We start from the raw sequence: 21842 nt of genomic DNA, 5'->3' as shown, positions 1-21842 counted from the left end.
CCTAAAGCTTCAGTTCTCCGCTCTTTTTCCAGTGCATGCCTCCGTCTGTCGTCTTGTTTAGAATGGCTGGTTTCTCACTGTCTAATGTGATCATCCACCCGTGGCTTTTGTCTGCCATAGCGAGCAATTGTCCACTGCTCCCTTCCAGCGCCTGCTTGCCGTTCTCCCACGTCTTCCCGCCGTCTGTCGTCCGCCCTACGGTGTTCGGCTTGTCACAAGGCGCACAGTAGCCTCCCATCACGGCTGTGTCCCTGTCCACAACATACAGCGGTCCTGGGGCAACACCCTCGTTCTTAAGCGCATCTGTCTTGCCGGACGGATATCCGGGAGCCGGACCGCCACCGGCAGTAGAATTGGCGACAACCGTAATCCACGTTTTTCCGCCATCGGATGTATGGAACAGAGAATATGACGTCTGACTCATTCCGCTGCCACCGATCGCTTCCAACCATGCATCCTGTTTGCCCATGGAACGGATAATTACCCTGCCCAGTGGGTCTGTTGTCTCCTTCGAAGCAGTCTTTTTCCATGACGCCCCGCCATCGGCTGTTTTCATAATCTGAAACGAATCATCCTTAAGCTGACGAACAGCCCATCCAATGGATTCATCATGAAAATACACCTCACCGATAGTCCCTTTCGGTATTTGAAGTTTGCTCCATGTTTTACCTCCGTCCCGGGTTAATGCATGACCGACAAAACCAGTCTCTGAGGAAATAAAATGAAGAAATCCATCGTTCGGCGCTTTGCTTAACTGTTTCCAGCTTCCTCCTCCATCACGGGTATGATAGATTTCAAACTCCTCTGTAACCGCCCAGGCCTCCTGATCATTCAATGCGAAGATTTGCTTTACAACGCCTTGCGGTTTAGCTTGAATACCCCAACTTTCTCCGCCGTTATCAGTGCGGGCAATCCAACCATCCCCTCCTATCCAGCCGGATTGATTGTTTATTAGTCGAAGTGCTGCAACATTGTTCAAGCTGGGAGTTGTTCCGCTGTCAGCTGGTGCAGAAACTGCCGCCAGTGAATGATCCTGTTCCACAGATTCAGCATTCGTCCTATCTGTCTGGCAGCCTGTTACAAAGAGCATCATCATGATGATCAGTAATGAACCAATGGAAATCAGACGTTTCGATTGTGACATGATGACTTCTCCTTTCGATGTATTTGGTTCTTGTTATGATACTTCCTTATTCTACCACGTATCCATTTTTTGGAGAATTCACTCATGCATATTGTAGTTTATGAACTGGTTGTTTATTTTGAACTTCATCACACTGTATCTAATCATAAAGGATTTCCGGTAGGCTAAATTCACCGCAAGCTCGAATTGCCACAACTTGCCGGGGAAACTCATTCTCGGCCTGTGGGGAGGAGAATCGGGCTGGGCTACCGGGAATACCCAGAAAAATAACCAAAACTGGGCCAACATGACTTACACGAATGACTCCAATCCCCCTGGTAATATCGGTAAAGGTAGTAGCGGTTGGGCGAAATTTTGTGGTAGAAATACTTTTGCCACAGGTTTTGCTGGATTCTTGAAGAACAACTCCCGTTATTCTGATTTAATCAAATATCTTAAAGAAACGAAGAGTCCCGACGCCAACTCATGCGCAAAGTACATTGCAGATGCTGGTTATGGTGGCTCGGATCATAAAGCTTATTATGATCTCTTGGTTGGATACATGAGCACCCTCTGCAATCGAAGTGACTATTGCTAAAAGAAAATTTCGGACGTAGACTAAAAATGCCTGTGAACGCGTGTCTCATCTAGAACACGCGGTCACAGGCATTATATGAGTCAAGCTATAATCCCCTTGAACCATATACGTAAATATCTACCTCTTTTTGCAGCCAGCTCCCATAACCCTTTACTTTATAAACTTTCCATTCTTTCAACTTTTTTGGATTCTGAACTGCTAAGAAAAGGTCTTCAGGCTTTTTATCATCTACATAGAACAAAATATCTTTGCTCGCTGGAGCATTCTCACCAACTTGAGGCTCATAAGATGGCTTATTTAGTCTTACATAAGTATAGCTAGATGAAACGCTCCCTTCCTGGGTGGCTTCACTATATCTAATAAATTCCAATTCATCTGCTGTTGTTACACGAATGTCGCTTTCCACATCTGTGGTCAAAAGTCCTCTGTATACTTCATTATACAATGTTGTTAAGTTATACATTATCGCCCGATTAGCCTCTTGCCCTGTACTCGAACTTTCTGGGTGATCAGTTACAAAAATGTCCTGATCTCTTTGAACAACGATCCCAGTAATTGAGGAAGACTTCTTTTTTTCATCAATGGTTACTGTCTTTGTTTTCTGGTCCCAATATACATGTTGATTCAAGCCTTCTGCAATTACACGCAATGGCACTAATGTCGTTCCATTTTCAATTTTTACGGCTTCCGAACTGATTTTCTTTCCATGAATCAAGATAGTCACTACGTCCGAAGCATATGCAACATTAACAGCTCCAAGGATAAGCAAAGCAGCAGTAATGAACAATCCCATTTTTTTCATTAAAATCTCCCCCTGACTTAAAATTCGCCCTCAAGATAATACACATGTAATATATTGCACTAATATTCAAGTGTCAACCATATTTATACATAATTACCTGATATTATCGCAAGATCGAAACAACACCTGTATCTACATAAAAATCACCGCTCTATTTCCGTCAAGGAAAGTGAGCGGTGATTTTTATTGCAAACAATACCCGTATTCTGCTGGTTCATTTACCACTAATTTTTAATCGAGAGAGAAACCTAGTTTTTGCATTTTGATAGTCAAGAAATTCAAGGGGTTTCGAATAAAAAAATACTTTTCCTGACTTTTTGTAGTGTACAAGCCCCTCATTTGCCGTAGTTAAAAAGAAATTCTTTCCGTCTATCACACTGTGCTGTTTCCAAATGTTGCTCTTTAACTTAAATAACCATTCAGGTGAACGTAAAACAATAATAAATCGATCGTTTGCATTTGTAATCTGGGCATCAATTTCACTGAACAAATCCGATTTTGTATCTAGAAAAACAATGTTAATAGAATGTTCTGTATTAATTCGCAATGAATGATTATGTTCAATGACTGCTTTTAATATCGAATAGTCTGATAGAGCTATTGCCTTATCTATTCGGAATTTAATATAGCCTAAAATAAGAAGAATAATTGACAAATATAGTATTGCGCCTACTGCTTCCAATGTGCCCACTCCTTTTTATCTCCAAAGAATAAGGAGATATTAATTAGCAGCATAATTATGGAAATACCTAAAACCGTGTATATGGACTCTATGACGGTTGCATGATAAAAAGGTAAGAAACACTTCAATACTACAACACTGATCAAAATGAAGTTTCTAAGAAATGGATTATTATTCAATACTTTAGCTTTACCAAAACATCCGCAAGTGGAACTACCTGTTCTTCTCTTCTTTATCCATAAAAATGTAGTGAAGAAAACCAATAAAGCTAACACTAAGAATTCTTTTATAATAGACGGATAACTGATTGAATAAGCTATGAAAATTGCAAATTCAAGGATCAACACACTATAAGCAGCTAATGCAACCAAATACACAGGTAAAACTTTATAAGAGAAAATTTCGGATTTAAACACTGTGATTAGGTTTACTTTTGAAAGAAAGGAGAAAAGAAAAACACTGGCTATAAAAATATCAAGATAATGAGCGACTACGTGCAATTTCATCACCTTCTTTCCATAAGTCAAGAAGATCATTGACTTGCCGAATAACTTTGTAGCTGATTACTTTTCCTTGAGTGTCAATGAAATACGTTTGAGGAGTTCCTCCTATACCAATATCTACAAATGGTCTATCGGCAAAAGAAATAAGATGAAAATTATAGCCAAGTTGCTCACGAACCACCTCATTATCTTCTTCTGAACCATTCGTTATGAGAAGAAACTCGAAGTGGCTGCTCTCATTAAACATTTTGAGTTCTGGCATCAGTTGGAGGCAATGACCGCAACTTAAAGAGACTGCACAAACTAATCGAATCTTTTCTGATTCTGTTGGAAGTCCTAACAAATCAAGTGGATAGTTGCTGCCGGCCGAAAGAATTGAATGTTCAAGATTAGACATTTTTTATCCCTCCAAATTAAATAGTAGATTTATGTGTTTCATTCATAAAAGCTTTAATACTCTCTTCGAAATGAGATAAGTCTATTTCCATATTTAAATCGTACAAAAGAATTGCTCGAATTATTTTCTCCAATAGCTCTTGTTCCAAATCCTCTTGTTCTTGAGAACTTATCTTCTTTTTTACTTTTTTTATAGCAGGGTAAAATCGATGTATGATGGCCAATAAAGCTTTCTGATCTCCACTTTGTGCTTCTTTCACCAGATCAATTAGATATTTCTCTGCCTCAATCATTTGTTTCGACCTCCATCTCTTATAACCTGAGCCAGAGCTTGAATAGAATCATTAAGGTGTTCGATTTTTTTCTCAAATCGTATGAGTAAATATCCTGTAATAACAATGGGGAAACCAAAGTTGCTTATTGCCGTTATTAACCATTCTGAGCCATTCATTTTATTTTCCTCCCTTCTATAAAAAGCTCTGGGTAAATAATAGACATTCGTCTTCTGATTTTTTCCAAAGCTGTGTTCCTAGACTTGGATACGGCTTGAGGAGATATAGATAATATTCTAGAAATTTCTTTATCTAAATAATTCATGGAGTATGTGTACGTAAGAATTTTTTTCTGAGTAATTGTTAGATCAGAGAAGGAATTGAATACGCTTTCATCTGAAATTGAATCAAGAAGGTCCTCAGGGTTCGGGCTTGCATAAACTTCATCATCAATACTTTGAGCTGAATATTTTTCGCCAAAACTTTGATTATTTTCCTCATTCAATTCCATATCGAAAATTACCGGATTTCGTTCTTCTCTGCGCTCCCTTTTCCTTTGATAATCAATAAAAGCATACTTTATCGTAGAGCTCAAATATTTCGTAAACCTGACTTCAAAATAAAAGTCACAAAATGCATTTTCTAGCTGCTTCCAGTATTTCAGGGATTGACCATTTAAGAACAAACTGAGAAGGAGACAATGTTCTGGATATGAAAAAAACCGCTGGACAATAAAATCATTGGAAAATAATAAAAACTTTTGAGGCGATACTGTTATTCTCTCTACATTTGAATGATTAAGTGATGGCCATGATACTGCCATGTGACCTCCCCCTCTCAAATTCAGACTATCTATATATTTACATTGCTGGAAGTTCATTAAAAAACAACCAACAATCCAAATATTTTAAATTTTGTCTTTTTGAAGGTCATTTTATGTGAATAAAAACAACGAGGGTGAATTATATAGGTCTATGTGCTTATACCATTCTTAGACTAAGGTTATCCTAAAATGGAATTTATTTCATTATATAATTGTTAGAATTCCATTAGACGATATGAAAAAGCTTGTGACCGAGGAGAGGAAAATCCATCCTCTGCGATCACAAGCTTTTTTTACAAATAAATCAATATGGCAGTACTGGTTGTTTTTTGGGGGAGTTCAAACAATGTAGTGAACAAGAGCGATTTAATGGCTCAGGGGCTTGAATACATTTTTTCGTTCTTCAAAAAAAGGAGGTAGGGGAACATGGCAATATTAGAACTCACCGTTCCAAAAGTAGCTACAGCAGAGGGGACTCATCCTGGTAGCATCATTGCTCGTCAAAATTTCACCGTATCCGTCATTGCTCGTAATTCTAACGGAACAATTGATACTGCTTACAACAGCACTCTGACCGTCTATGCAAACTCAACATCCAGCGACACTGCATTCACAATTGGAACAATTAACATGAGTGCAGGGCGAGGAACGTCTTCAAATCTTAATATTTCATCCGTTTATACAACTGGCAGCTCTCGAAAAATTACCGTGAAGGCATCGAATGGCGACCTGGCAAGCAAGCTGGTCGGAGTATGGTTTAAGGGAAAAGCATCCGAATTTAATGATACAACGGTCTCATGTTCAGGAACTTTACCCTCCCGTTATATTGCTTTGCCTCAGACGGGTCATTGCAGCGATAATGTTATTGTTCATAATACAGGTACAAATAAATCGGCTACAGCTCTGGTAAAGGATGTTGGGCCTTGGGTTCCCTGCGGCACTTGTTCAGCAGACCCTTATTGGAATACGGGTACGGTTCCCTGGGCCGAAACCAATAAAGATAAAGATCGCTCAAACATATGCGGATCGAACTGTAAATATAAAGTGAATGGCGCAATCATTGATTTGAGCAAATTGATCATGGACGACTTGGGCGTCACTGGTGCAGCCAACACTCGATCACTCGATAATGCTTTGTGGCGGTGGGCATAAACGTCTATTGACGTACCCCAGAGAAGTCAGACCGCATTGAAATAGGAGGAGCCCCCCTCCTATTTTTCTTTTATATACGTGTGAAGTTCGATATTTGTTATAAAGAAAATACCTCCCGTCATCTCTGATGATTCTGCCGTCACTTCGTAAAAAAAGTTATCATCATACTTGATTGTTGCTACAGCATGATTATCTGTTTGTTTTTTTATTTGAATGAACTCTTTTTTTATCTCATCATCTTTTTTATAGGCTGGGGGAACTAAATTGGAGGCTTTGATACTAATAAATGTTTCGGCATGTCCTAACCAGGGATGATGACCTTCCTGAAAGGATTTAACCGTCTTTTCTGTAATGTATTCAATCTTACCTAAAGAATAGAATGGAATTTCGCTTACAGTTCTATTTGTATAATCATTCAAATTTATAGTGTAGAGCGTGGTTACTATTTCAGTGTCTTCCTTCTGGCTTTCATTCATTTCTTTGTTTTTCGAAAGCGGAATTACAATAGATTTATGAAATGTAAGTTCGTAGGAAGCTAAACGTTGCTCAGTATCAAGCTCAACATCAAATACCCCATTGCCATTTGCATCCGAATAGAATGTAAGCTCTCCATATTCATTCGTGGGCGATTTTATTGTAAGGCTCGTTTTAAAAGTTCCATTCTTCTGCACATCAATCTTTCCCTCAGACAAAAATCCATGCCCATCTTCTACTTTATAAAAAAAGTAATTTTGCTTTAGCCCTTGTACTTGGCCTGAGATCGTGAAATCCAAGCCAGAAATGAGCATAGATTGCTTATCCAGCTCAACAATTGCTTTGTTATCGCTGTTGCTATTGCAACCCGCAATAATAAATAAACTCATGAACATCAGCAATAAAACTTTATTCATACTGTCCCTCCTTTATTCAACTAAATGATTAAAACAGGTTGTTTTTCTAGATAGATAACACACTGTACATTAATAGATTCAAAAAATAATCAAAGCGAAAGGATGAGAAAAATGGGTTTATCAGGAAAAAAGATTCTTATTGATGCAGGTCATGGAGGAAGTGATAGTGGTGCCAGCGGTACAGTAAACGGAAAAACAAAGTATGAGAAGGATTTGGCGCTTATGTTTGCACAATCAGCAAAGTCGTATATTGAAGGTGCCGGTGCAACTGTTATTATGACTCGCAATAGCGACACTGCCGTCGGAATAGATGACCGATGGAAAAAAGGTCAAGATAACGCTGTTGATGCTGTGATCAGTATCCATTTTAATAGTGGCAGCACTACTGCTAAAGGCACAGAAACCTTCTATGCACAAACTAGATCCGGGGACAAAGCTTTCGCAGAAAAGCTCCAGAAAAGAGTCGTTGAATACCTCGGAACGAAAAATATTGGAGTAAAAGATGACACGAAAGCCGCAGTTGGCAGTTTAGGAGTCCTTCGTTACCCAACCAACAAAAGTTATCCAAGGGCACTGGTTGAAGTTGAATTCATTTCGAATTCAGCCGCTATGAAAGTGCTTGATGACCAACCTATGTATGAAGCATCTCTTGATTTTGCAGCAGGAATTGTAAAAGGCCTGCAAGATCACTTTTAAACACTCGAACGTCATTGATTAAGCAAAGACACTTCAACTCATAACAATAAAGATGGCTCAGGGGCTTAATTCCCGTTCAAAATTGAACAGGATAAGCCCCTTTCCATGGAATATAAAAATATTATGCTTCTCCAATAGTTTTAATGATTCTTACATATTGAGCATCTCCCAGACCGTATTGCGGGAAAAGATGAAATAAATGTTTCAGCAAGTCATCCTGAGACTTATCTAGATGTTTTTTTATATAAGCTGTAATTTCGTTATCTTCCTTTAAATAGTCCAAATAAAGTTTTATTCCCTGATACATGACGGGCATTAGTTGAACATCAGGAATACGATGTTGAATCAAAACCTGCTCATAAATTTCTTTATAACCTTCTGATCGTATTTCAGTTTCTTCCACATCATAAGTCGTTTCCTTTACCATATGATAGTATACTTTTCCTTTATACCCCATTTGATCCAAATATGCTAGTACTGTAAGTAAATTCATCTGACAAAACATGTCATCACCAAACCATAAAACAATACATTTGTATTGTTTTTCAAATAAAGGCTTTAAAGTGTCAATGGTAATTTTCTCGTATTCTGTTAAAGATACTTGATGTCCTGACGCTCTTATTTTATTAAATTCGTCACTGAATATTGTAGGACAGGTATCATTAGAACACATGGCTTCATTAAAAGGAACGTAGTCGCTTTTCCCCATTAGCTGCTGTGTATAAAACTCTTCATACATCATTTGTCCATTTAAAATATTCAATATATCCTGATCATACTGACTAGCGATTTTACTCTGTAAAGTTTCAATTTTTAATTTCTGTGAAATATCCAACCTAAAACCCTCCTTTATACCATTCATATTAAGTTTCACATAGGATTGCAGTGGCTGCGGATTTTTTCTAAAGGCATTCGGACTGATACCAAATGTATGTTTAAAAGTTCTTGTAAAAGCTTCTTGAGATGAATAACCATATTTAAACGCAAGATCAATCGTTTTTTGATTTGTTTGTTTAAGTTCAATAGAAGATAGATATATTTTTCTAAGTGCTATATATTTCTTGATCGTGATTCCTGCCATTCGATGAAACTTGAAAGAACAGTAAAAAGGTGAATAGCCCATATCATTCCCTAAGTTCATTAAAGAAAAATCATCAAAAAGATGGTCTTCAATCCAATCTATCATCTCCTGCATCATATTGTTCACCCCCTTTGCCCTTACATTAATGATAAATGAAAAGGAAATAAAAGTTTTGATATAAGTTGTGTAATATTCGGCCCAAGTGATGAGAATACCGCCTAGTTCCCTATTATCCACCTCTGTACTAAACCTCATGAAAATCGCCCTTCATCTAGCCTAACAGGCCAATTGAAGGGCGATGAAATCAAACCTAAGGTGGCATCCGGCTTTCCGAAGCGGATATTGTTTAGTATGGTATCATGAAACAGATATACCTTTTGGAATACGATACTCATTTGTATAAATAAAAACATCTTACACGGTTTTTCCAGGTTTGAACATTTTTTCTTCTTCAATCGGATTTTCTTTCGCAGTGATATGATGTGGATCTATTCGGTACACCTGAACCGGACCACCGAATATTGCTGACCGGTATTTGTCTACGTGCTGCTGGGGTAACGGCCGTTTATAGTAATCAGGAACATACTTATATATCATTTCTTGCAACATGTGTGTAGCTTCATCCAGATCGACGATGGGCTGTGCCTTGCCAAAAATCATTACACTCATATACGCTGTGTCTGTCTTGGCTGGCACCGGATCAGTAATAGTTCCATATTCTTCACAAACCGTAAAACAGACCTCCGGATTAGCACCCATAACCTGATTCCTTCTCCCACCGGTGGTTCCATGGAAATAAAGCTTCCCATTTGTCCAAACAAAATTGAGCGGAACAACATACGGCAGATGACCATCGACCATTCCAAGATGTCCTATTCGAGCTTGCTGCAGAAATGTCTCAATCTTGCTCTTGTCCAACACTTCTCTTATCTTGTAACGCACTCCATCCATTGTTATCGCTCCTCTTGTATTGAAGTATTATTATGTAAGTTTATCAGCCATTGGAATGAATATAAAAGTCCATAATCACAGAATTATGGCAATCCATATCTGACATTAAGCAAGAGCTCTTATAGCAACCAATTTCAGGACTACATTTACGTCAATAAGCTGGGAGAGCGAATCAAGCCGGGGTATAGGTGGTCAGCTTGAAGGAAATTCAGGAGTGGCTGGGGCATAACATTATTCCAATACCGCGAACATTTATGCTCATCTTGATTACAGTTCGAAGATTTTTTCGGCGCAAGTGATGAGCAGTGCATTGCTAATCCTGACCACATAAAAAAGGGCCTATAAATTACTTATTAGTAATTTATAGACCCTTTTGGTTTTTAAGGTGATGCGGTCGAGAGGACTCGAACCTCCACGGGGGTTAGCCCACACGGACCTGAACCGTGCGCGTCTGCCAATTCCGCCACGACCGCAAGTATGTATCTTCCTCATAAATATGATGAAGATTTGATTCCGGAATTAAAAACACTCTCTTGTTTATGAGTATGTTTCAATTACCGTAATTAAGAGTATATTCCGTTCATTTAAAAATTGCAAGAGTTTTTTTCGAATACCTTCCTAATTCCTTATTTATTGTTTTTATAGTAGTTTTTATAAGATAATATTTCCTTAACCTTTTGCGTCCTTTTGATATCTCTCTGCGTCTAACCTATGTAAACATCATGAAGCTACAAAATAAAAAAACAATTTAGGCGATAAGCAACGTAAAGGAGAATATATAAAATGCTGAAAAACAAAACAATCGCACTCTTAACAGCAACTATTTTGACAGGTTCCGCTTTTGCGGGTTTTATGAATACGACTTTGGCAGATCAAACACAACCAAAGTCCGTTACACAGCAGCAAGTTAAAAAAGCAACTGATAAACAGCAACAAAAAATGTTCCGTAACATTAAAGTAATGGAGTCGGCTGTCACATTTATGGTGAAAGGTGAAGCAAGTTTATTTGAAGGAACTTATCAATATGCGGTCAAGCAAGGTAATAAAATTGTAGCAAAAGGCTTCGGAACAGCATCCAAAGGTGGTCCAGAGTGGGGAACATTCTCACAATACATCTCCATTCCAAAAAGCAAGCTTTTCGATGACAAGCCGATGACACTTGAACTGTTTGTAATAGATCAAGCTACTGGCGCTAGCGTAAACAAACTTACAGTTCCTATGAATAAGATCGGCGAAGCAAAACAAAATCAGGTGTTTCGTAATACAAAAGTAACATCGTCAGCTGTCGTTTACACTGTAAAAGGCGAAGCAAGCTTATTTGAAGGAACTTATCAATATGCGGTCAAGCAAGGTAGTAAGATTGTAGCAAAAGGCTTCGGAACAGCATCCAAAGGTGGCCCGGAGTGGGGAACATTTACCCAAAAGATTTCAATCCCTGTCAGCAAATTGTCCGGTGACAAGCCGCTCACAGTTGAATTGTTCGAAGTAGATCAAGCTACTGGAAAGATCACCAATAAAGTGGTTATGCCTGTGAAGTAATGACATATTCCCGCAGTGCCTATGCACTGCGGGTTTGTCATAAACACATACATTCAGAAGGAGGGTGTGTAACCGCGTGAATCAAACCGAACTAGCAAAAAGAGCGATTGCCGGTGACGAGGACAGTTTTACCTTACTTATAGAACAGAGAAGAGAAAGTGTATACCGGATGGCGTACACATATGTACGAAATAAAGAAGATGCGCTGGAAATTGTACAAGAGGCTGTATATCGTGCCTTTATCTCAGTACACAAGTTAAAGCAGCCGCAATATTTTAACACTTGGCTGACGAGGATTGCTGTAAACTGCGCACTAGACTATATTCGCAAATCTAAAAAAGTTGTGTATATGGATAAGGAGCACGAAGGCAGCTACACGCAGGCGGAAAGAGACGATGTGCTAGATTTGCTCGAGGCATTGGAACAGCTTGATGAAAAATCAAAAACGGTACTTATGCTACGGTACTTTGAAGATTTGACGATCAAGGAAGTTGCAGAGGTGCTGAATACGCCTATTAGCTCGGTAAAGTCCATCATATACCGTGGGTTAGAGAAATTAAAAGTAAACCTTGGGGAGCGTGAATTTCTTGGATAAGGAGCTTAGTCGTTTGAAACAAACCTATCATGATATTGAGATTCCAGCAGAGCTTGCTGCTGTTACGCAGCAGGCGATTGAAAGAGGAAAGAGTCAGCGGAAACGTGCAATAACAAGAAACCGTGGGATGAAGAAGATGAGTGCAAGCGTCGCTGCAGTATTGGCGCTATTCGTAATTAGTGTAAACACGATGCCGGCCTTTGCAAGTAGTCTAGAAGACATACCCGGTCTTGGCAAGCTGGTGAAAATACTACAATTCAACAAAGGCAGTGCCGAAGGCGGTACGATACAGGATTCGACGGACGTTAGTTTTATCACACTAAGACAGCAAGGCAGCAGCGAAACGATTACGTTGAATTTTACGAAGCAGAACCAAATGCAGGAGAAGGTAAACGCATTTCATGTCAAATTTACGGAGTATCCGAATACGATGACCTTTTCGGTGGGCGGTGCGCGAGCATTTTCCGCAGTTAAAGACTTTGAAACATTAAAGAAGAGCGAATACATTCAAGACGTTTACGAAATTATTACGCTGGACGACTCTTTAATTCGATTCAATGTGACGTTTAATAAAGCGATAACCTATGATGTAAAAGAATACGCAGATCCGGCGCAGGTAGTCATAACGATTACACCTGATGACGCTAAGGAAATGCAACGTCAACCTGTATATTCGCTGCGGACGGCTTCTCATCCATATGGCGAATCACAAGGTGCTGCTGAAGAAGCATTGTTGGGATGGGAAAACATTCGGATATTAAAGGATAGAGAAGGTACTTTTTTTGTTGAAGCAGGGTATTATGCGACTGAAACTGAGGCTAGAGCCAAGTTAAAACAGCTAGAAGAGCAAGGCGTTATTGGAGAGCGGATGTATGTGGAAGAAAGGGAGCCTATACAGCTTCCTAAGGTGATCTCCCCTGAGTAGTGACTATAAGACAGCCACCGTTCGGGAATTTCACCCTGAGGATGACACCCATGTTGGGTGTACATTAAAAAGAGAGGCCCTTATCGATCAATAAGAGCCTCTCTTTTCAGTCTATCAAATGGTCCATTCATCATGTATAATGCCGGACAATACCCAGCTGCTGCCTTCTTTTTGGAACACAAGACGAAGGCTCTGCCAATCTATCCCTCCGTATTCAGGGTTAATGCCATCAAAGTAATATTCAACGAACACCGCTCCAGGATAGACTTTGCTCGCATTATTAATCGTGTTCCCTTGACTCTTCGATCCGTTATACCCAACGTAAGGGGCCTTAGCAAAGTCTTGGCTGTAAACAAACCTGTTATAGTAGTTCTCAAAGTTCATAGATATCGGTTTACCACTGCCGTCAAACTTGCCCCACGGATACAACTTATCATTCCCAAAACCTTCAGATAGTTTTTCTTTACTGAGGGTAACGTCCTTTGTACGGTCAACATATGCGTATGGCGAGAAGGTTACTCCCTTCGAGTGGGACAGCTTAGCCAGTTGTTCAAAATCCTGATCCTTCAGAGACTGAACAACCTGATTTGCCAACTCTTTCACCGCTTGCTTCGCTTGTTCAGGAGTCTGGTCTGGATATAAATTAACTTCTCTCAATGAACTATTCCATTTTGCAGTGCCACCCAAACCTTCTGCCGAGAATCGCAGTGGAATGAACAAATGTCCCTCTTTCATAACTGGCTCTGTATCCAGCACAATCGGGCTACCATTACGCAGTGCTTTCAACTGGCCGGCCGCAAGTTCAAAGCTATGCTCACCTTTTACTGCTGAAGCCGTTTTCTTTGATGCATTCCATTTCACTTTGGCACCCAAAGCTTCCGAGACGGTTCGCAGAGGTACCATTACACGGCCATTGCGAATGAATGCGTCCCCTAACTGCTGCGCACCATTCACTTTTATGGAGATCATGTCTACAGGCTTTGGATCAGCTGCCGCAAAAGCGGCTGTCGTACCATTGCTGTTTCCGGATATCGTCAAGCACAGCACAAGGGCCCCTGCCAACACACCGGGCAACTTCTTCAACATCTGATCACCCTTTCTTTTAGAAAGCGTTTACATTCATTTGTGGATCACGACAGCTTTGTGCCTTGTACCATCACCTATGTTATTTAAGCGCTCTCCAACAGTTCTGTTATTCTTTATCTCTCCAATTCATGCGGACCTGCTTAATGCCTTCGACCTGCCACAATCTTTCAAATAAAGTATCGATCCCTTTGCTATTAAAGGAAAATACCCGAAATTCCATCGTTACTTTCGATGAGTCTTCTTCAGCCCCATCATCATTTACGATCATTTGCTCCACCGACATGTTTGATTTCTGCAAAAGTGATGTAATCTTACTGACCTGAACCGGCTGGTCTCCCGCTTCAATCGTAATACGCAAACTTCCTGATTTTTTGATGAACAAAAATCTGGACTCCAGTTTGTTTAATATCAGGGTGCTGCATAACACAATAGCCGTCGTGATTACCGCAGGCCAGTAAAAACCTGACCCCACACTAAGACCGATAGCTGCCGCGACCCATAACGTAGCCGCAGTCGTGAGACCTGAAATAATATGATTGGAACGCCGCAGTATCGCACCCGCCCCCAGAAAACCGATACCGCTCACTACTTGGGCAGCCAGTCTTGCCGGATCAAATCGGGCATTCGGATGATTAATCAACGAATTATCAAAACCGTATATGGATGTAAGCATAATTAGTGTAGACCCTACAGCCACGAGCAGATGCGTTTTTAAACCAGCCTGCTTATTTCTCCGCTCACGTTCCCAACCAATCAAACCGCCAAGCAATGCAGCCAGCAACAGGCGCATTAGCAAGGTTTCTGTATCTAGCTGTATAATAACCATTGAATCCCTCACCCATCTTTCAAATGAACTGTGAAGGCAGGCTGCTAAGACATATTCTCATCCTGCCAGCGCCAGAGCTCCTTACTGGAAGTTGAAATTCCAATGACTCCGCTTTTCAGCGCCGTATCAAAATCCTCCAGATCAATCATCAGTCCGCCTGCGATAACAGGCACATCGACTTCCATGCGAATTCTGTCCATAATTCGTTGACACACCATGCCAGGCAATACTTCAATTGCGTCCGGATCAGATGCCTTTGTCATTTTGATTCCGTTATCCAGTGACACCGAGTCAAACACGAACAGCCGCTGCACTGTAAGCAGCCCTAACTTCTTCGCCTCAACGATCGCTGTATTTTTCGTTGTGACAATACCGTCGATTCCAACCTTTTCAGCCAAGTAGGCCACACCCATTTTGTCCTTTCCAATTCCGTCAATAAGATCAAAATGAACAAAAGACAATTTACCCGCTTCTCGAATTTGTTCAACAATCGATTCAATGACAAAAATGTCCGTTTTCAGAATGAATACGATATTGGAATCGGTCTCGAGAACAGAAGGTAGTTCATCTATATTCATTAATGAAGTAATAATTGGTTTACGCTTCAGACAATAAGCAATTCGTTGTGCACCATTCACGCTAGCTTTTACATTAGTTTTCATTTATGCTCACCTCATTGTTGAAACAACTTCTCCGGTTCTCCTGTTGTAACAACATATTTTATGTAACATGTAACAGATAATAAATTTACGCGTTTTGCAAACTGCTGTTCCGGTAAATATCATGGACAGAATTCAGTACGTACGTCGGCTTTACTTGAACAACTGATAAATCCTCCTGCTGGGTTACACCTGTGAGAACGAGTGCGGTACTCATCCCAGCATTGTTGCCCATCAAAATATCAGTCTCCAGCCGATCTCCCGACATCAGGCAATCCTTCGCATCGACCTGTAATATATCCAGGGCAGCCAGTGCCGTTAACACCGAAGGTTTACCCATGACCACATTGATTTCCATGCCGGTCGTTCCTTCAATAGCTCCTATCATCCCGCCGCAATCAGGCACATCGCCGCCAGGCATTGGACAGGTCCGGTCTGGGTGGGTGGCGATAACACTCGCACCATTTTTAATCGCTTGGTAGGCGAAATCCAGATGATTATAATGGAACTCCCGATCCCAAGAGACGACCACCACATCGGTTTCTTCAGGACATGTGGCAAGTTCAATTCCGTTCTCACGGAACTCATGCTTTAATATCTCTTCTCCAATGACGTACACTTTTCCTCCGTTATGATTCTTTTGCAAATAATGAATCGTAACAAGTGCAGGATTCAGTATATTGTTCAAACCAATCTTAATGCCGAATCCGTTCAGCTTCTTCAAATAATTTTCTCTGGACTCGATGGTCTTGTTCGTTAAGAAGAGCAGCTTCTTATCCAGCGATTGCAAATATTGAATGGTTTCTACTGCCCCTTCAATCGCTTGATTCCCAAGATAGATCGTTCCGTCCAAATCGAATATGTAACCTGTAAAATGATCCATCTAATCTCTCCTCTGCATGTAATTTCCACTATATTCCCTACTTAAGGCCTGAATGCATAAAACTCTCAACAAACTGTCTTTGGAAAACGAAAAATGCTATTAGAAGTGGAAGGATTACAAGAACCGTAGCTGCAGTAACTGTTCCCCACTGAGCACCCGTTTCAAAAGATTGAGCAAAGATAGCAATCCCTACGGTAAGCGGACGCGATTCCACTGTATTGGTTACGATCAGCGGCCACATGAAATTGCTCCAGTGCGTACTGACCGAGATGAGCCCAAAGGCGATGTACGTCGGCTTTGCCGAAGGCAGATAAACATACCACAGCGTTTGCCACCAGCGGCAGCCATCCACTTTTGTCGCTTCATCCAGTTCAAGCGGAATCTGTTTAAACGTCTGCCGAAGCAGAAACACCCCGAATGAAGAAGCCCAGTAAGGTAGCATAATGGCAAGTTTTGTATCAATCAGATTCAGATCTTTCATAATCGCGTAGTTCGGAAAGATCAAAATATCTGGCGGAATCATGATCTGAACGAGAAATACGATAAAAATTAATCCCTTGCCAATAAAGTTCAAACGCGCAAAAGCATATGCGGCAAGCGTAACGGTCAGCATCTGAACGACTAATATCCCTAGAACGATGACCAACGTATTCCAGTAGTATTGAAGAAATGGGATCGTATCCCAAGCCGAAATATAGTTCATAAACGTTGGATCTTTAATAGCAAATGGATTCGCACGCGTAATTACTTCAGATGAAGGTGTGAAAGAAGTAATTACAGTCCATACCAACGGAACGAGGAAAATGATGGCCAGAATAATGACAAGCAGTCGGTTAATTACGCGGTACATGGTTCAATTTCTCCTCTCCTAGTAATGGATGCGCTTATCCAGGTAAGCATAGTTGAATATTGAGATTGAAAGCAGAATAACAAGCAAGATAACCGTAAGCACGGAAGCCGCACCCATATCCCAAAAGCTAAATGCCGTTTCATAAATGTAGAACAATAGCAGGTTACTTGCGTTGTCCGGTCCGCCCTTGGTCATAATGTATAAATGGTCGACCAGTTTGAATGAATTTGTTGTCGCGATGACAAGACAGAACAGCGTAGTCGGCATGATTAGCGGGAACGTAATTTTGCGGAATACTTGGAACGGTCGTGCTCCTTCAAGCTTCGCGGCCTCATACACTTCACTCGGCAGATTTTGCAATCCGGCAAGATAGAACAGCATAAAAAATCCGGCTTCCTTCCAAATAATCATCCCGATCATCGCGTACATAACCCAGCCTGGTTCTCCCAACCAATTCACTCCATCAATTCCGAAAAAGGACAGGAACTTATCCAGCAGACCATAATCGGGTGTGTAAATGAACAACCAAATGTTGGCGATCGCAATCATCGGAATGATTGTCGGGTAGAAAAAGGCCGCTCTCAATATGCCGTTTCCTTTCATCTTGTTGTTCACCCAAATAGCAAGGTATATCGCCAGAAAAATACTGATTGGCACCGTCCCAATAACCAAAATGAGGTTGTTCTTAATTACTTTATGGAACACTTCATCCTGCATCACCCTGGAATACTGGTCAAACCCAACAAAGGTCTGACTGCCAAACGTTGAATTAAAGAAACTTAAGTAAATCGATTTAAAGGTCGGGTAAAAAGTAAACATTCCAAGAAATATGAGTGAAGGAAACAGCAATGCGTAAGCAAACGCATTTTCTCTCCAATTGAATCTTCGCCTTGTGCGTCTATATATGGATGGTTGTGCCAATTCAATCCCCCAATTCCACCTCAGAGAGTTTTAAGAAATGCAGGCCTTAAACGAAATGATTACGCTTTCAATTGTGGTTCGATTCACGGCGCTGCGTGAACCTGCTATCCTTAAACAGAAAATTTACGAGTTATTTTTGAAATTGCTTCAAAATCCCATCAGCTTGCTGCTGTGATTTTTCCAGTGCTTCCTTTGCAGTCATGTTTCCAAGCAGAGTGGCTTGAATATTATCGTTGAATATCTTGGTTACTTGGCCGTTCTGATATGTAGATAATTCACTGTCCGCATATTCCAACTGGTCTCTGGCAATGGCCGCTGCCGGGAAATCGGCTACATATTTCTTGAGTATATCTGTTTCATACGAAGATTTCGTAGTTCCAACATAACCGGTATCGATGGACCACTGAGCTACCCTCTCTGGTTTGGTCAGAAACTCGATGAATTTTACAGCCGCTTCTTTGTTGGCATCCGGAATGTCTTTGAACACATACAAATTGCCACCCCCTGTTGGAGATCCGAACTGCTTGTTGGCAGGCAGGAAGGCTACACCGAAATCAAATGCCGCTTCGTTCTTGACTTTAGTCAGATTGCCTGTCGTATGGAACATCATGGCTGTCTTTCCGCTGATAAAGTCCGAAGGAACCGTTGCCCATTCAATCGTTCCTTTAGGCATAACCTTATCTTTCTGTCCGAGATCCATGTAGAATTGCAGTGATTCCTCTACATGAGGCTGGTTGAACATCACTTTCGTCCCGTCGTTTGACATAATATTCTCACCCGATTGCAGTGACAATGCTTGTAACATCCAGTATTGATAGCCTGTGCTCGGAATTTCGATTCCCCATTGAGAGCCGTCTGCCTTCGTCAGTTTTTTGGCATACTCACGAAGTTCATTCCAATTACTTGGCGCCTTCTCTGGGTCGAGTCCTGCTTCCTTAAACTTATCTTTATTGTAGTACATAACAATCGTACTTCTCTGGAACGGAACACTCCACACGGTATCTCCTGATTTGGTGTTTCCCAGGAAAGCTCCATAGAAATCATCGAAATATTCCTTGGAGAAGCGCGGAGTCAAATCCTCAATTGCGTTCATGGAAAGCAAGGTGTACAAGTCGGTTGATAAGAGAACCGCAATGTCCGGCGAGTTATTTCCTTGGACCGCTGTAGCTACTTTTGTCATCGTATCTTGATAACTTCCACCATAAATCGGCGTAATTTCGATATTTTCATTTTCCTTTTCAAAATCATTAGCCAACTGGTCTATCAGCTTTTGAATCGGTCCGCCAACTGCAACTGGGAAATAGAATTGAAGTTCTACTTTCCCGTCCTTTCCACCGCTTTCCGTTTTACCAGCGCCCTTGGTATTTCCTCCACTATTACAAGCAGAAAGAACTAGTGCAAATACGATGAACAGAAAACCGAATTTTCTCACATATATCCCCCTTTTTCATCGTCCGGGCACAAAAAAAATAAGAGGCGCTCTGCACAAAACGACTTTCATCACAAAGAAAGTGTTTTAGTTATGCAAAGGGCTTCTCATCATCTCTACCCAGCTCTAAAACTTATATTGTTATACTACAATCTGTTCACTTGTTTGACAACAATATTTTTGATATATCCCTTCTATGGCACAAATTATCATTGACATTCGCGAATTTCGTAAAATGAATGTTAAATCCAACTCGAATTCATACAATATTATGCATAAAATCTCGCTTTCGCTGGCTCATCCTGATTCTTTTTCTTGGGCCTTCCAACCATAAAATTATTTTCTCGGATATCCCCAGATAAGTCCCACGTTGATTTCAATTGTTCCTGCAGCATAGACCATTGTTTATCAATCTCACGTTCATCCCAATCCAACAATTCACTTATCATCATCATTGTATTTCCTATGATTACTTCAGCCTTTTGCCGATCAAATAACAGCCATCCTGTTCTTCTTAATAAAAAATCAACCGCGGTTAATGTCATTTCATAATGAATAGAGTACTGAATTTCGGCATGCAGCAGCCGGTCTTCCATCATTTCTGCCTGATCAGATTTTTGTATATATCGGAATATTTCACTTGTGTTAGAACCGTAGCGTGACATCAGATCAAAGGTATCATCTACATTGATGCCAAGGGTTCGGCCTTGTTTCACCATCGCTTTTTTCAGGTCGTGATAGGATCCGTTGTCCAGCAAACCGCCGCTGATCGGTATCCGATCCGTTGTACAGGGCGGAAATATCGTACCCTCTTCGTCCTGAAGCTGTTTGGAGACAAGATTAACTACCTTTTCAGCCATTTTTCTAAATCCGGTCAGCTTGCCTCCGGCTATAGTGATAAGTCCCGAATCCGAGACAAAAACCTCATCTTTTCGGGATATTTCGGAAGGATTCTTGCCTTCTTCTCTGAGCAGCGGACGAAGACCAGACCATGCAGCCTCAATATCGGTCAATCTTAATTGAACATTTGGAAATGTATTGTTAACCGCATTCAGTAGATATGTGCGATCAGCCTCTGAAATACTTGGACTACCAATATCCCCTTCGTATACTGTATCCGTCGTGCCAATATACGTTTTCATGCCGCGGGGAATTACAAAGATCATCCTTCCTCCTTGTACATCGAAATAGGCAGCCTGCTTCACGGGCAGCTTTTTGTAATCCACCACCAAATGAACTCCTTTAGTCAAAAGTAATCTTTTACCCTTTAGCGAGTTGTCCTTGGTTCTTATTTCATCCACCCATGGGCCAGCGGCATTCACAATTCTTTTGGCGTAAATGGAATAGACCTTTCCGCTAATCAGATCCTCCACTTTGACACCGACCACTCTTCCACCACGGTAAATGAAAGCCGTTGCCTTCGTATAGTTCGTCATCAAGGCTCCGTTAGCTCTAGCGCTTTTCAACACTTCAATCGTTAAGCGGGCATCATCTGTCTGATACTCATAATAATAGCCTGCACCTTTTAACCCCTCCTGCTTAAAGAGCGGTTCAAGAACTTTCGTATCTTCAAGGCCGTACATTTTTCGACGCTCACTGCGTTTTACGCCTGCCAGCCAATCATATAGAAGCAGACCAAATGAGCTTGCCCAATACCCGTATGTTCCTTTTTTATAAATAGGGAGCAGCATCGGGATTGGATCTACAAGGTGGGGAGCACTTTTGTGCAGGAGAGCCCGTTCCGATCCTACTTCACGGACTAATCGAATCTCACCTTGCTTCAAATATCTAAGACCCCCGTGAATCAGTTTCGTTGACCTGCTGCTCGTTCCGGATGCGAAATCATTCATCTCCACAAGGCCTGTTACCATCCCTCTGCAACTGGCATCCCATGCGATGCCAGCTCCTGTAATGCCTCCTCCGATGATAAGCAGATCCAGCTTGACCGCCGACATCTCCTTCAAATACACTGTTCGTTCACTTGACGAGAACCTGCTATCCATTGCCTTACCTCCATTATCGACACCCGTGCTGGGAGATCCAAAAGGGTACAAAAAAGAACCCTTTCGCCAAGAATACATACTGAAGACAGTATATACTCAGCAAAAAGGGTCCTCCGTTATCTCCGCCCGTCTATGCTATAGATATATTAAAGCCCAT

Annotated in this window: 25 protein-coding genes and 1 tRNA gene; 6 read left to right on the top strand and 20 right to left on the bottom strand. The window is 41.0% G+C overall.

Translation table 11 applies throughout. The features are described 5' to 3' along the window. Position 1: 1 nt before the first annotated feature. Positions 2-1144, bottom strand: coding sequence for a hypothetical protein (locus AC2TF5_RS07340; protein ID WP_491301528.1), 1143 nt, complete (start codon positions 1142-1144; stop codon positions 2-4). Between the two features lie 196 nt (positions 1145-1340). Between AC2TF5_RS07340 and AC2TF5_RS07335 the strand changes: the two genes are divergently transcribed. Continuing rightward, positions 1341-1721, top strand: a complete 381-nt coding sequence (locus AC2TF5_RS07335) for a glucosaminidase domain-containing protein (RefSeq protein WP_491301527.1) — start codon at positions 1341-1343, stop codon at positions 1719-1721. A gap of 85 nt (positions 1722-1806) precedes the next feature. Here the strand turns inward: AC2TF5_RS07335 and AC2TF5_RS07330 are convergent, their stop codons facing one another. The 7 genes from AC2TF5_RS07330 to AC2TF5_RS07300 all read right to left on the bottom strand — a co-directional run bounded on the left by AC2TF5_RS07330 (position 1807) and on the right by AC2TF5_RS07300 (position 5199). Next, positions 1807-2523, bottom strand: coding sequence for a stalk domain-containing protein (locus AC2TF5_RS07330; RefSeq protein ID WP_491301526.1), 717 nt, complete (start codon positions 2521-2523; stop codon positions 1807-1809). A gap of 214 nt (positions 2524-2737) precedes the next feature. After that, positions 2738-3205, bottom strand: coding sequence for a hypothetical protein (locus AC2TF5_RS07325; protein WP_491301525.1), 468 nt, complete (start codon positions 3203-3205; stop codon positions 2738-2740). Then, on the bottom strand, positions 3193-3711 hold the full coding sequence (locus tag AC2TF5_RS07320) for a MauE/DoxX family redox-associated membrane protein (protein WP_241930148.1): 519 nt from the start codon (positions 3709-3711) through the stop codon (positions 3193-3195). Before AC2TF5_RS07320 ends, AC2TF5_RS07325 begins: the two co-directional genes overlap by 13 nt. Continuing rightward, on the bottom strand, positions 3680-4105 hold the full coding sequence (locus AC2TF5_RS07315; protein ID WP_491301524.1) for a TlpA family protein disulfide reductase: 426 nt from the start codon (positions 4103-4105) through the stop codon (positions 3680-3682). The genes AC2TF5_RS07320 and AC2TF5_RS07315 overlap by 32 nt, the downstream gene beginning before the upstream one ends. Before the next feature lie 16 nt (positions 4106-4121). Continuing rightward, positions 4122-4397, bottom strand: coding sequence for a helix-turn-helix domain-containing protein (locus tag AC2TF5_RS07310; RefSeq protein WP_491301523.1), 276 nt, complete (start codon positions 4395-4397; stop codon positions 4122-4124). Then, positions 4394-4555, bottom strand: coding sequence for a YvrJ family protein (locus AC2TF5_RS07305; RefSeq protein WP_491301522.1), 162 nt, complete (start codon positions 4553-4555; stop codon positions 4394-4396). Before AC2TF5_RS07305 ends, AC2TF5_RS07310 begins: the two co-directional genes overlap by 4 nt. After that, entirely contained in the window at positions 4552-5199 is a 648-nt protein-coding gene (locus tag AC2TF5_RS07300; protein WP_491301521.1) for a sigma-70 family RNA polymerase sigma factor, read from the bottom strand. Before AC2TF5_RS07300 ends, AC2TF5_RS07305 begins: the two co-directional genes overlap by 4 nt. 426 nt (positions 5200-5625) lie before the next feature. Between AC2TF5_RS07300 and AC2TF5_RS07295 the strand changes: the two genes are divergently transcribed. Next, positions 5626-6351 (top strand): hypothetical protein, encoded by a 726-nt coding sequence (locus tag AC2TF5_RS07295; RefSeq protein ID WP_491301520.1) that lies wholly within the window; start codon positions 5626-5628, stop codon positions 6349-6351. 59 nt (positions 6352-6410) lie between these two features. Here AC2TF5_RS07295 and AC2TF5_RS07290 read toward each other — a convergent pair whose 3' ends face one another. Then, positions 6411-7241, bottom strand: a complete 831-nt coding sequence (locus AC2TF5_RS07290) for a hypothetical protein (protein WP_491301519.1) — start codon at positions 7239-7241, stop codon at positions 6411-6413. A gap of 111 nt (positions 7242-7352) precedes the next feature. Here AC2TF5_RS07290 and AC2TF5_RS07285 point away from each other — a divergent pair, with 111 nt between their 5' ends. Beyond that, positions 7353-7937, top strand: a complete 585-nt coding sequence (locus AC2TF5_RS07285) for an N-acetylmuramoyl-L-alanine amidase family protein (protein ID WP_491301518.1) — start codon at positions 7353-7355, stop codon at positions 7935-7937. A 121-nt stretch (positions 7938-8058) separates the two neighbouring features. Here AC2TF5_RS07285 and AC2TF5_RS07280 read toward each other — a convergent pair whose 3' ends face one another. From AC2TF5_RS07280 to AC2TF5_RS07270, 3 genes are all read right to left on the bottom strand, one after another. Then, the gene (locus AC2TF5_RS07280) at positions 8059-9144 is read right to left on the bottom strand and encodes a helix-turn-helix transcriptional regulator (RefSeq protein ID WP_491302832.1); all 1086 of its coding nucleotides are present in this window, start codon (positions 9142-9144) and stop codon (positions 8059-8061) included. 288 nt (positions 9145-9432) lie between these two features. Beyond that, positions 9433-9969, bottom strand: a complete 537-nt coding sequence (locus tag AC2TF5_RS07275) for a pyridoxamine 5'-phosphate oxidase family protein (protein ID WP_491301517.1) — start codon at positions 9967-9969, stop codon at positions 9433-9435. Between the two features lie 389 nt (positions 9970-10358). Continuing rightward, positions 10359-10442, bottom strand: a tRNA-Leu gene (locus AC2TF5_RS07270). A gap of 310 nt (positions 10443-10752) precedes the next feature. Here AC2TF5_RS07270 and AC2TF5_RS07265 point away from each other — a divergent pair. The 3 genes from AC2TF5_RS07265 to AC2TF5_RS07255 all read left to right on the top strand — a co-directional run bounded on the left by AC2TF5_RS07265 (position 10753) and on the right by AC2TF5_RS07255 (position 13028). Further along, the gene (locus AC2TF5_RS07265; RefSeq protein ID WP_491301516.1) at positions 10753-11508 is read left to right on the top strand and encodes a Gmad2 immunoglobulin-like domain-containing protein; all 756 of its coding nucleotides are present in this window, start codon (positions 10753-10755) and stop codon (positions 11506-11508) included. Between the two features lie 76 nt (positions 11509-11584). Then, positions 11585-12103 (top strand): sigma-70 family RNA polymerase sigma factor, encoded by a 519-nt coding sequence (locus AC2TF5_RS07260; RefSeq protein ID WP_491301515.1) that lies wholly within the window; start codon positions 11585-11587, stop codon positions 12101-12103. Positions 12104-12116: 13 nt separating this feature from the next. Further along, positions 12117-13028, top strand: coding sequence for a DUF4179 domain-containing protein (locus AC2TF5_RS07255; RefSeq protein ID WP_491301514.1), 912 nt, complete (start codon positions 12117-12119; stop codon positions 13026-13028). Between the two features lie 114 nt (positions 13029-13142). Here the strand turns inward: AC2TF5_RS07255 and AC2TF5_RS07250 are convergent, their stop codons facing one another. From AC2TF5_RS07250 to AC2TF5_RS07215, 8 genes are all read right to left on the bottom strand, one after another. Beyond that, positions 13143-14114 carry a stalk domain-containing protein gene (locus AC2TF5_RS07250; protein ID WP_491301513.1) on the bottom strand — a complete coding sequence of 324 codons (972 nt, stop codon included), beginning with the start codon at positions 14112-14114 and terminating at the stop codon, positions 13143-13145. A 106-nt stretch (positions 14115-14220) separates the two neighbouring features. Further along, entirely contained in the window at positions 14221-14940 is a 720-nt protein-coding gene (locus AC2TF5_RS07245) for an MgtC/SapB family protein (protein ID WP_491301512.1), read from the bottom strand. A gap of 44 nt (positions 14941-14984) precedes the next feature. Continuing rightward, complete coding sequence (locus tag AC2TF5_RS07240) at positions 14985-15602, bottom strand: glycerol-3-phosphate responsive antiterminator (protein WP_208918413.1); 618 nt, start codon at positions 15600-15602, stop codon at positions 14985-14987. Positions 15603-15687: 85 nt separating this feature from the next. Beyond that, positions 15688-16482 carry an HAD-IIA family hydrolase gene (locus AC2TF5_RS07235; RefSeq protein WP_491301511.1) on the bottom strand — a complete coding sequence of 265 codons (795 nt, stop codon included), beginning with the start codon at positions 16480-16482 and terminating at the stop codon, positions 15688-15690. A gap of 37 nt (positions 16483-16519) precedes the next feature. Next, a complete protein-coding gene (locus tag AC2TF5_RS07230; protein WP_491301510.1) occupies positions 16520-17332 on the bottom strand; it encodes a carbohydrate ABC transporter permease in 813 nt (270 codons plus the stop codon). A gap of 18 nt (positions 17333-17350) precedes the next feature. After that, positions 17351-18253, bottom strand: a complete 903-nt coding sequence (locus tag AC2TF5_RS07225) for a carbohydrate ABC transporter permease (RefSeq protein ID WP_491301509.1) — start codon at positions 18251-18253, stop codon at positions 17351-17353. A gap of 130 nt (positions 18254-18383) precedes the next feature. Next, positions 18384-19685 (bottom strand): ABC transporter substrate-binding protein, encoded by a 1302-nt coding sequence (locus AC2TF5_RS07220; protein WP_491301508.1) that lies wholly within the window; start codon positions 19683-19685, stop codon positions 18384-18386. A 266-nt stretch (positions 19686-19951) separates the two neighbouring features. Next, positions 19952-21685 (bottom strand): glycerol-3-phosphate dehydrogenase/oxidase, encoded by a 1734-nt coding sequence (locus tag AC2TF5_RS07215; RefSeq protein ID WP_491301507.1) that lies wholly within the window; start codon positions 21683-21685, stop codon positions 19952-19954. Between the last annotated feature and the right edge of the window lie 157 nt (positions 21686-21842).

This window comes from Paenibacillus sp. JNUCC 34, assembly GCF_058269055.1.
This window is presented reverse-complemented; position numbering and strand designations above follow the sequence as displayed.

Bases quoted from the DNA above. Each gene is read 5' to 3' on its own strand.
- AC2TF5_RS07340 (WP_491301528.1), bottom strand. From the start codon at position 1,144: ATGTCACAATCGAAACGTCTGATTTCCATTGGTTCATTACTGATCATC.
- AC2TF5_RS07330 (WP_491301526.1), bottom strand. From the start codon at position 2,523: ATGAAAAAAATGGGATTGTTCATTACTGCTGCTTTGCTTATCCTTGGA.
- AC2TF5_RS07320 (WP_241930148.1), bottom strand. From the start codon at position 3,711: ATGAAATTGCACGTAGTCGCTCATTATCTTGATATTTTTATAGCCAGT.
- AC2TF5_RS07315 (WP_491301524.1), bottom strand. From the start codon at position 4,105: ATGTCTAATCTTGAACATTCAATTCTTTCGGCCGGCAGCAACTATCCA.
- AC2TF5_RS07310 (WP_491301523.1), bottom strand. From the start codon at position 4,397: ATGATTGAGGCAGAGAAATATCTAATTGATCTGGTGAAAGAAGCACAA.
- AC2TF5_RS07305 (WP_491301522.1), bottom strand. From the start codon at position 4,555: ATGAATGGCTCAGAATGGTTAATAACGGCAATAAGCAACTTTGGTTTC.
- AC2TF5_RS07300 (WP_491301521.1), bottom strand. From the start codon at position 5,199: ATGGCAGTATCATGGCCATCACTTAATCATTCAAATGTAGAGAGAATA.
- AC2TF5_RS07295 (WP_491301520.1), top strand. From the start codon at position 5,626: ATGGCAATATTAGAACTCACCGTTCCAAAAGTAGCTACAGCAGAGGGG.
- AC2TF5_RS07290 (WP_491301519.1), bottom strand. From the start codon at position 7,241: ATGAATAAAGTTTTATTGCTGATGTTCATGAGTTTATTTATTATTGCG.
- AC2TF5_RS07285 (WP_491301518.1), top strand. From the start codon at position 7,353: ATGGGTTTATCAGGAAAAAAGATTCTTATTGATGCAGGTCATGGAGGA.
- AC2TF5_RS07275 (WP_491301517.1), bottom strand. From the start codon at position 9,969: ATGGATGGAGTGCGTTACAAGATAAGAGAAGTGTTGGACAAGAGCAAG.
- AC2TF5_RS07265 (WP_491301516.1), top strand. From the start codon at position 10,753: ATGCTGAAAAACAAAACAATCGCACTCTTAACAGCAACTATTTTGACA.
- AC2TF5_RS07250 (WP_491301513.1), bottom strand. From the start codon at position 14,114: ATGTTGAAGAAGTTGCCCGGTGTGTTGGCAGGGGCCCTTGTGCTGTGC.
- AC2TF5_RS07245 (WP_491301512.1), bottom strand. From the start codon at position 14,940: ATGGTTATTATACAGCTAGATACAGAAACCTTGCTAATGCGCCTGTTG.
- AC2TF5_RS07240 (WP_208918413.1), bottom strand. From the start codon at position 15,602: ATGAAAACTAATGTAAAAGCTAGCGTGAATGGTGCACAACGAATTGCT.
- AC2TF5_RS07235 (WP_491301511.1), bottom strand. From the start codon at position 16,482: ATGGATCATTTTACAGGTTACATATTCGATTTGGACGGAACGATCTAT.
- AC2TF5_RS07230 (WP_491301510.1), bottom strand. From the start codon at position 17,332: ATGTACCGCGTAATTAACCGACTGCTTGTCATTATTCTGGCCATCATT.
- AC2TF5_RS07215 (WP_491301507.1), bottom strand. From the start codon at position 21,685: ATGGATAGCAGGTTCTCGTCAAGTGAACGAACAGTGTATTTGAAGGAG.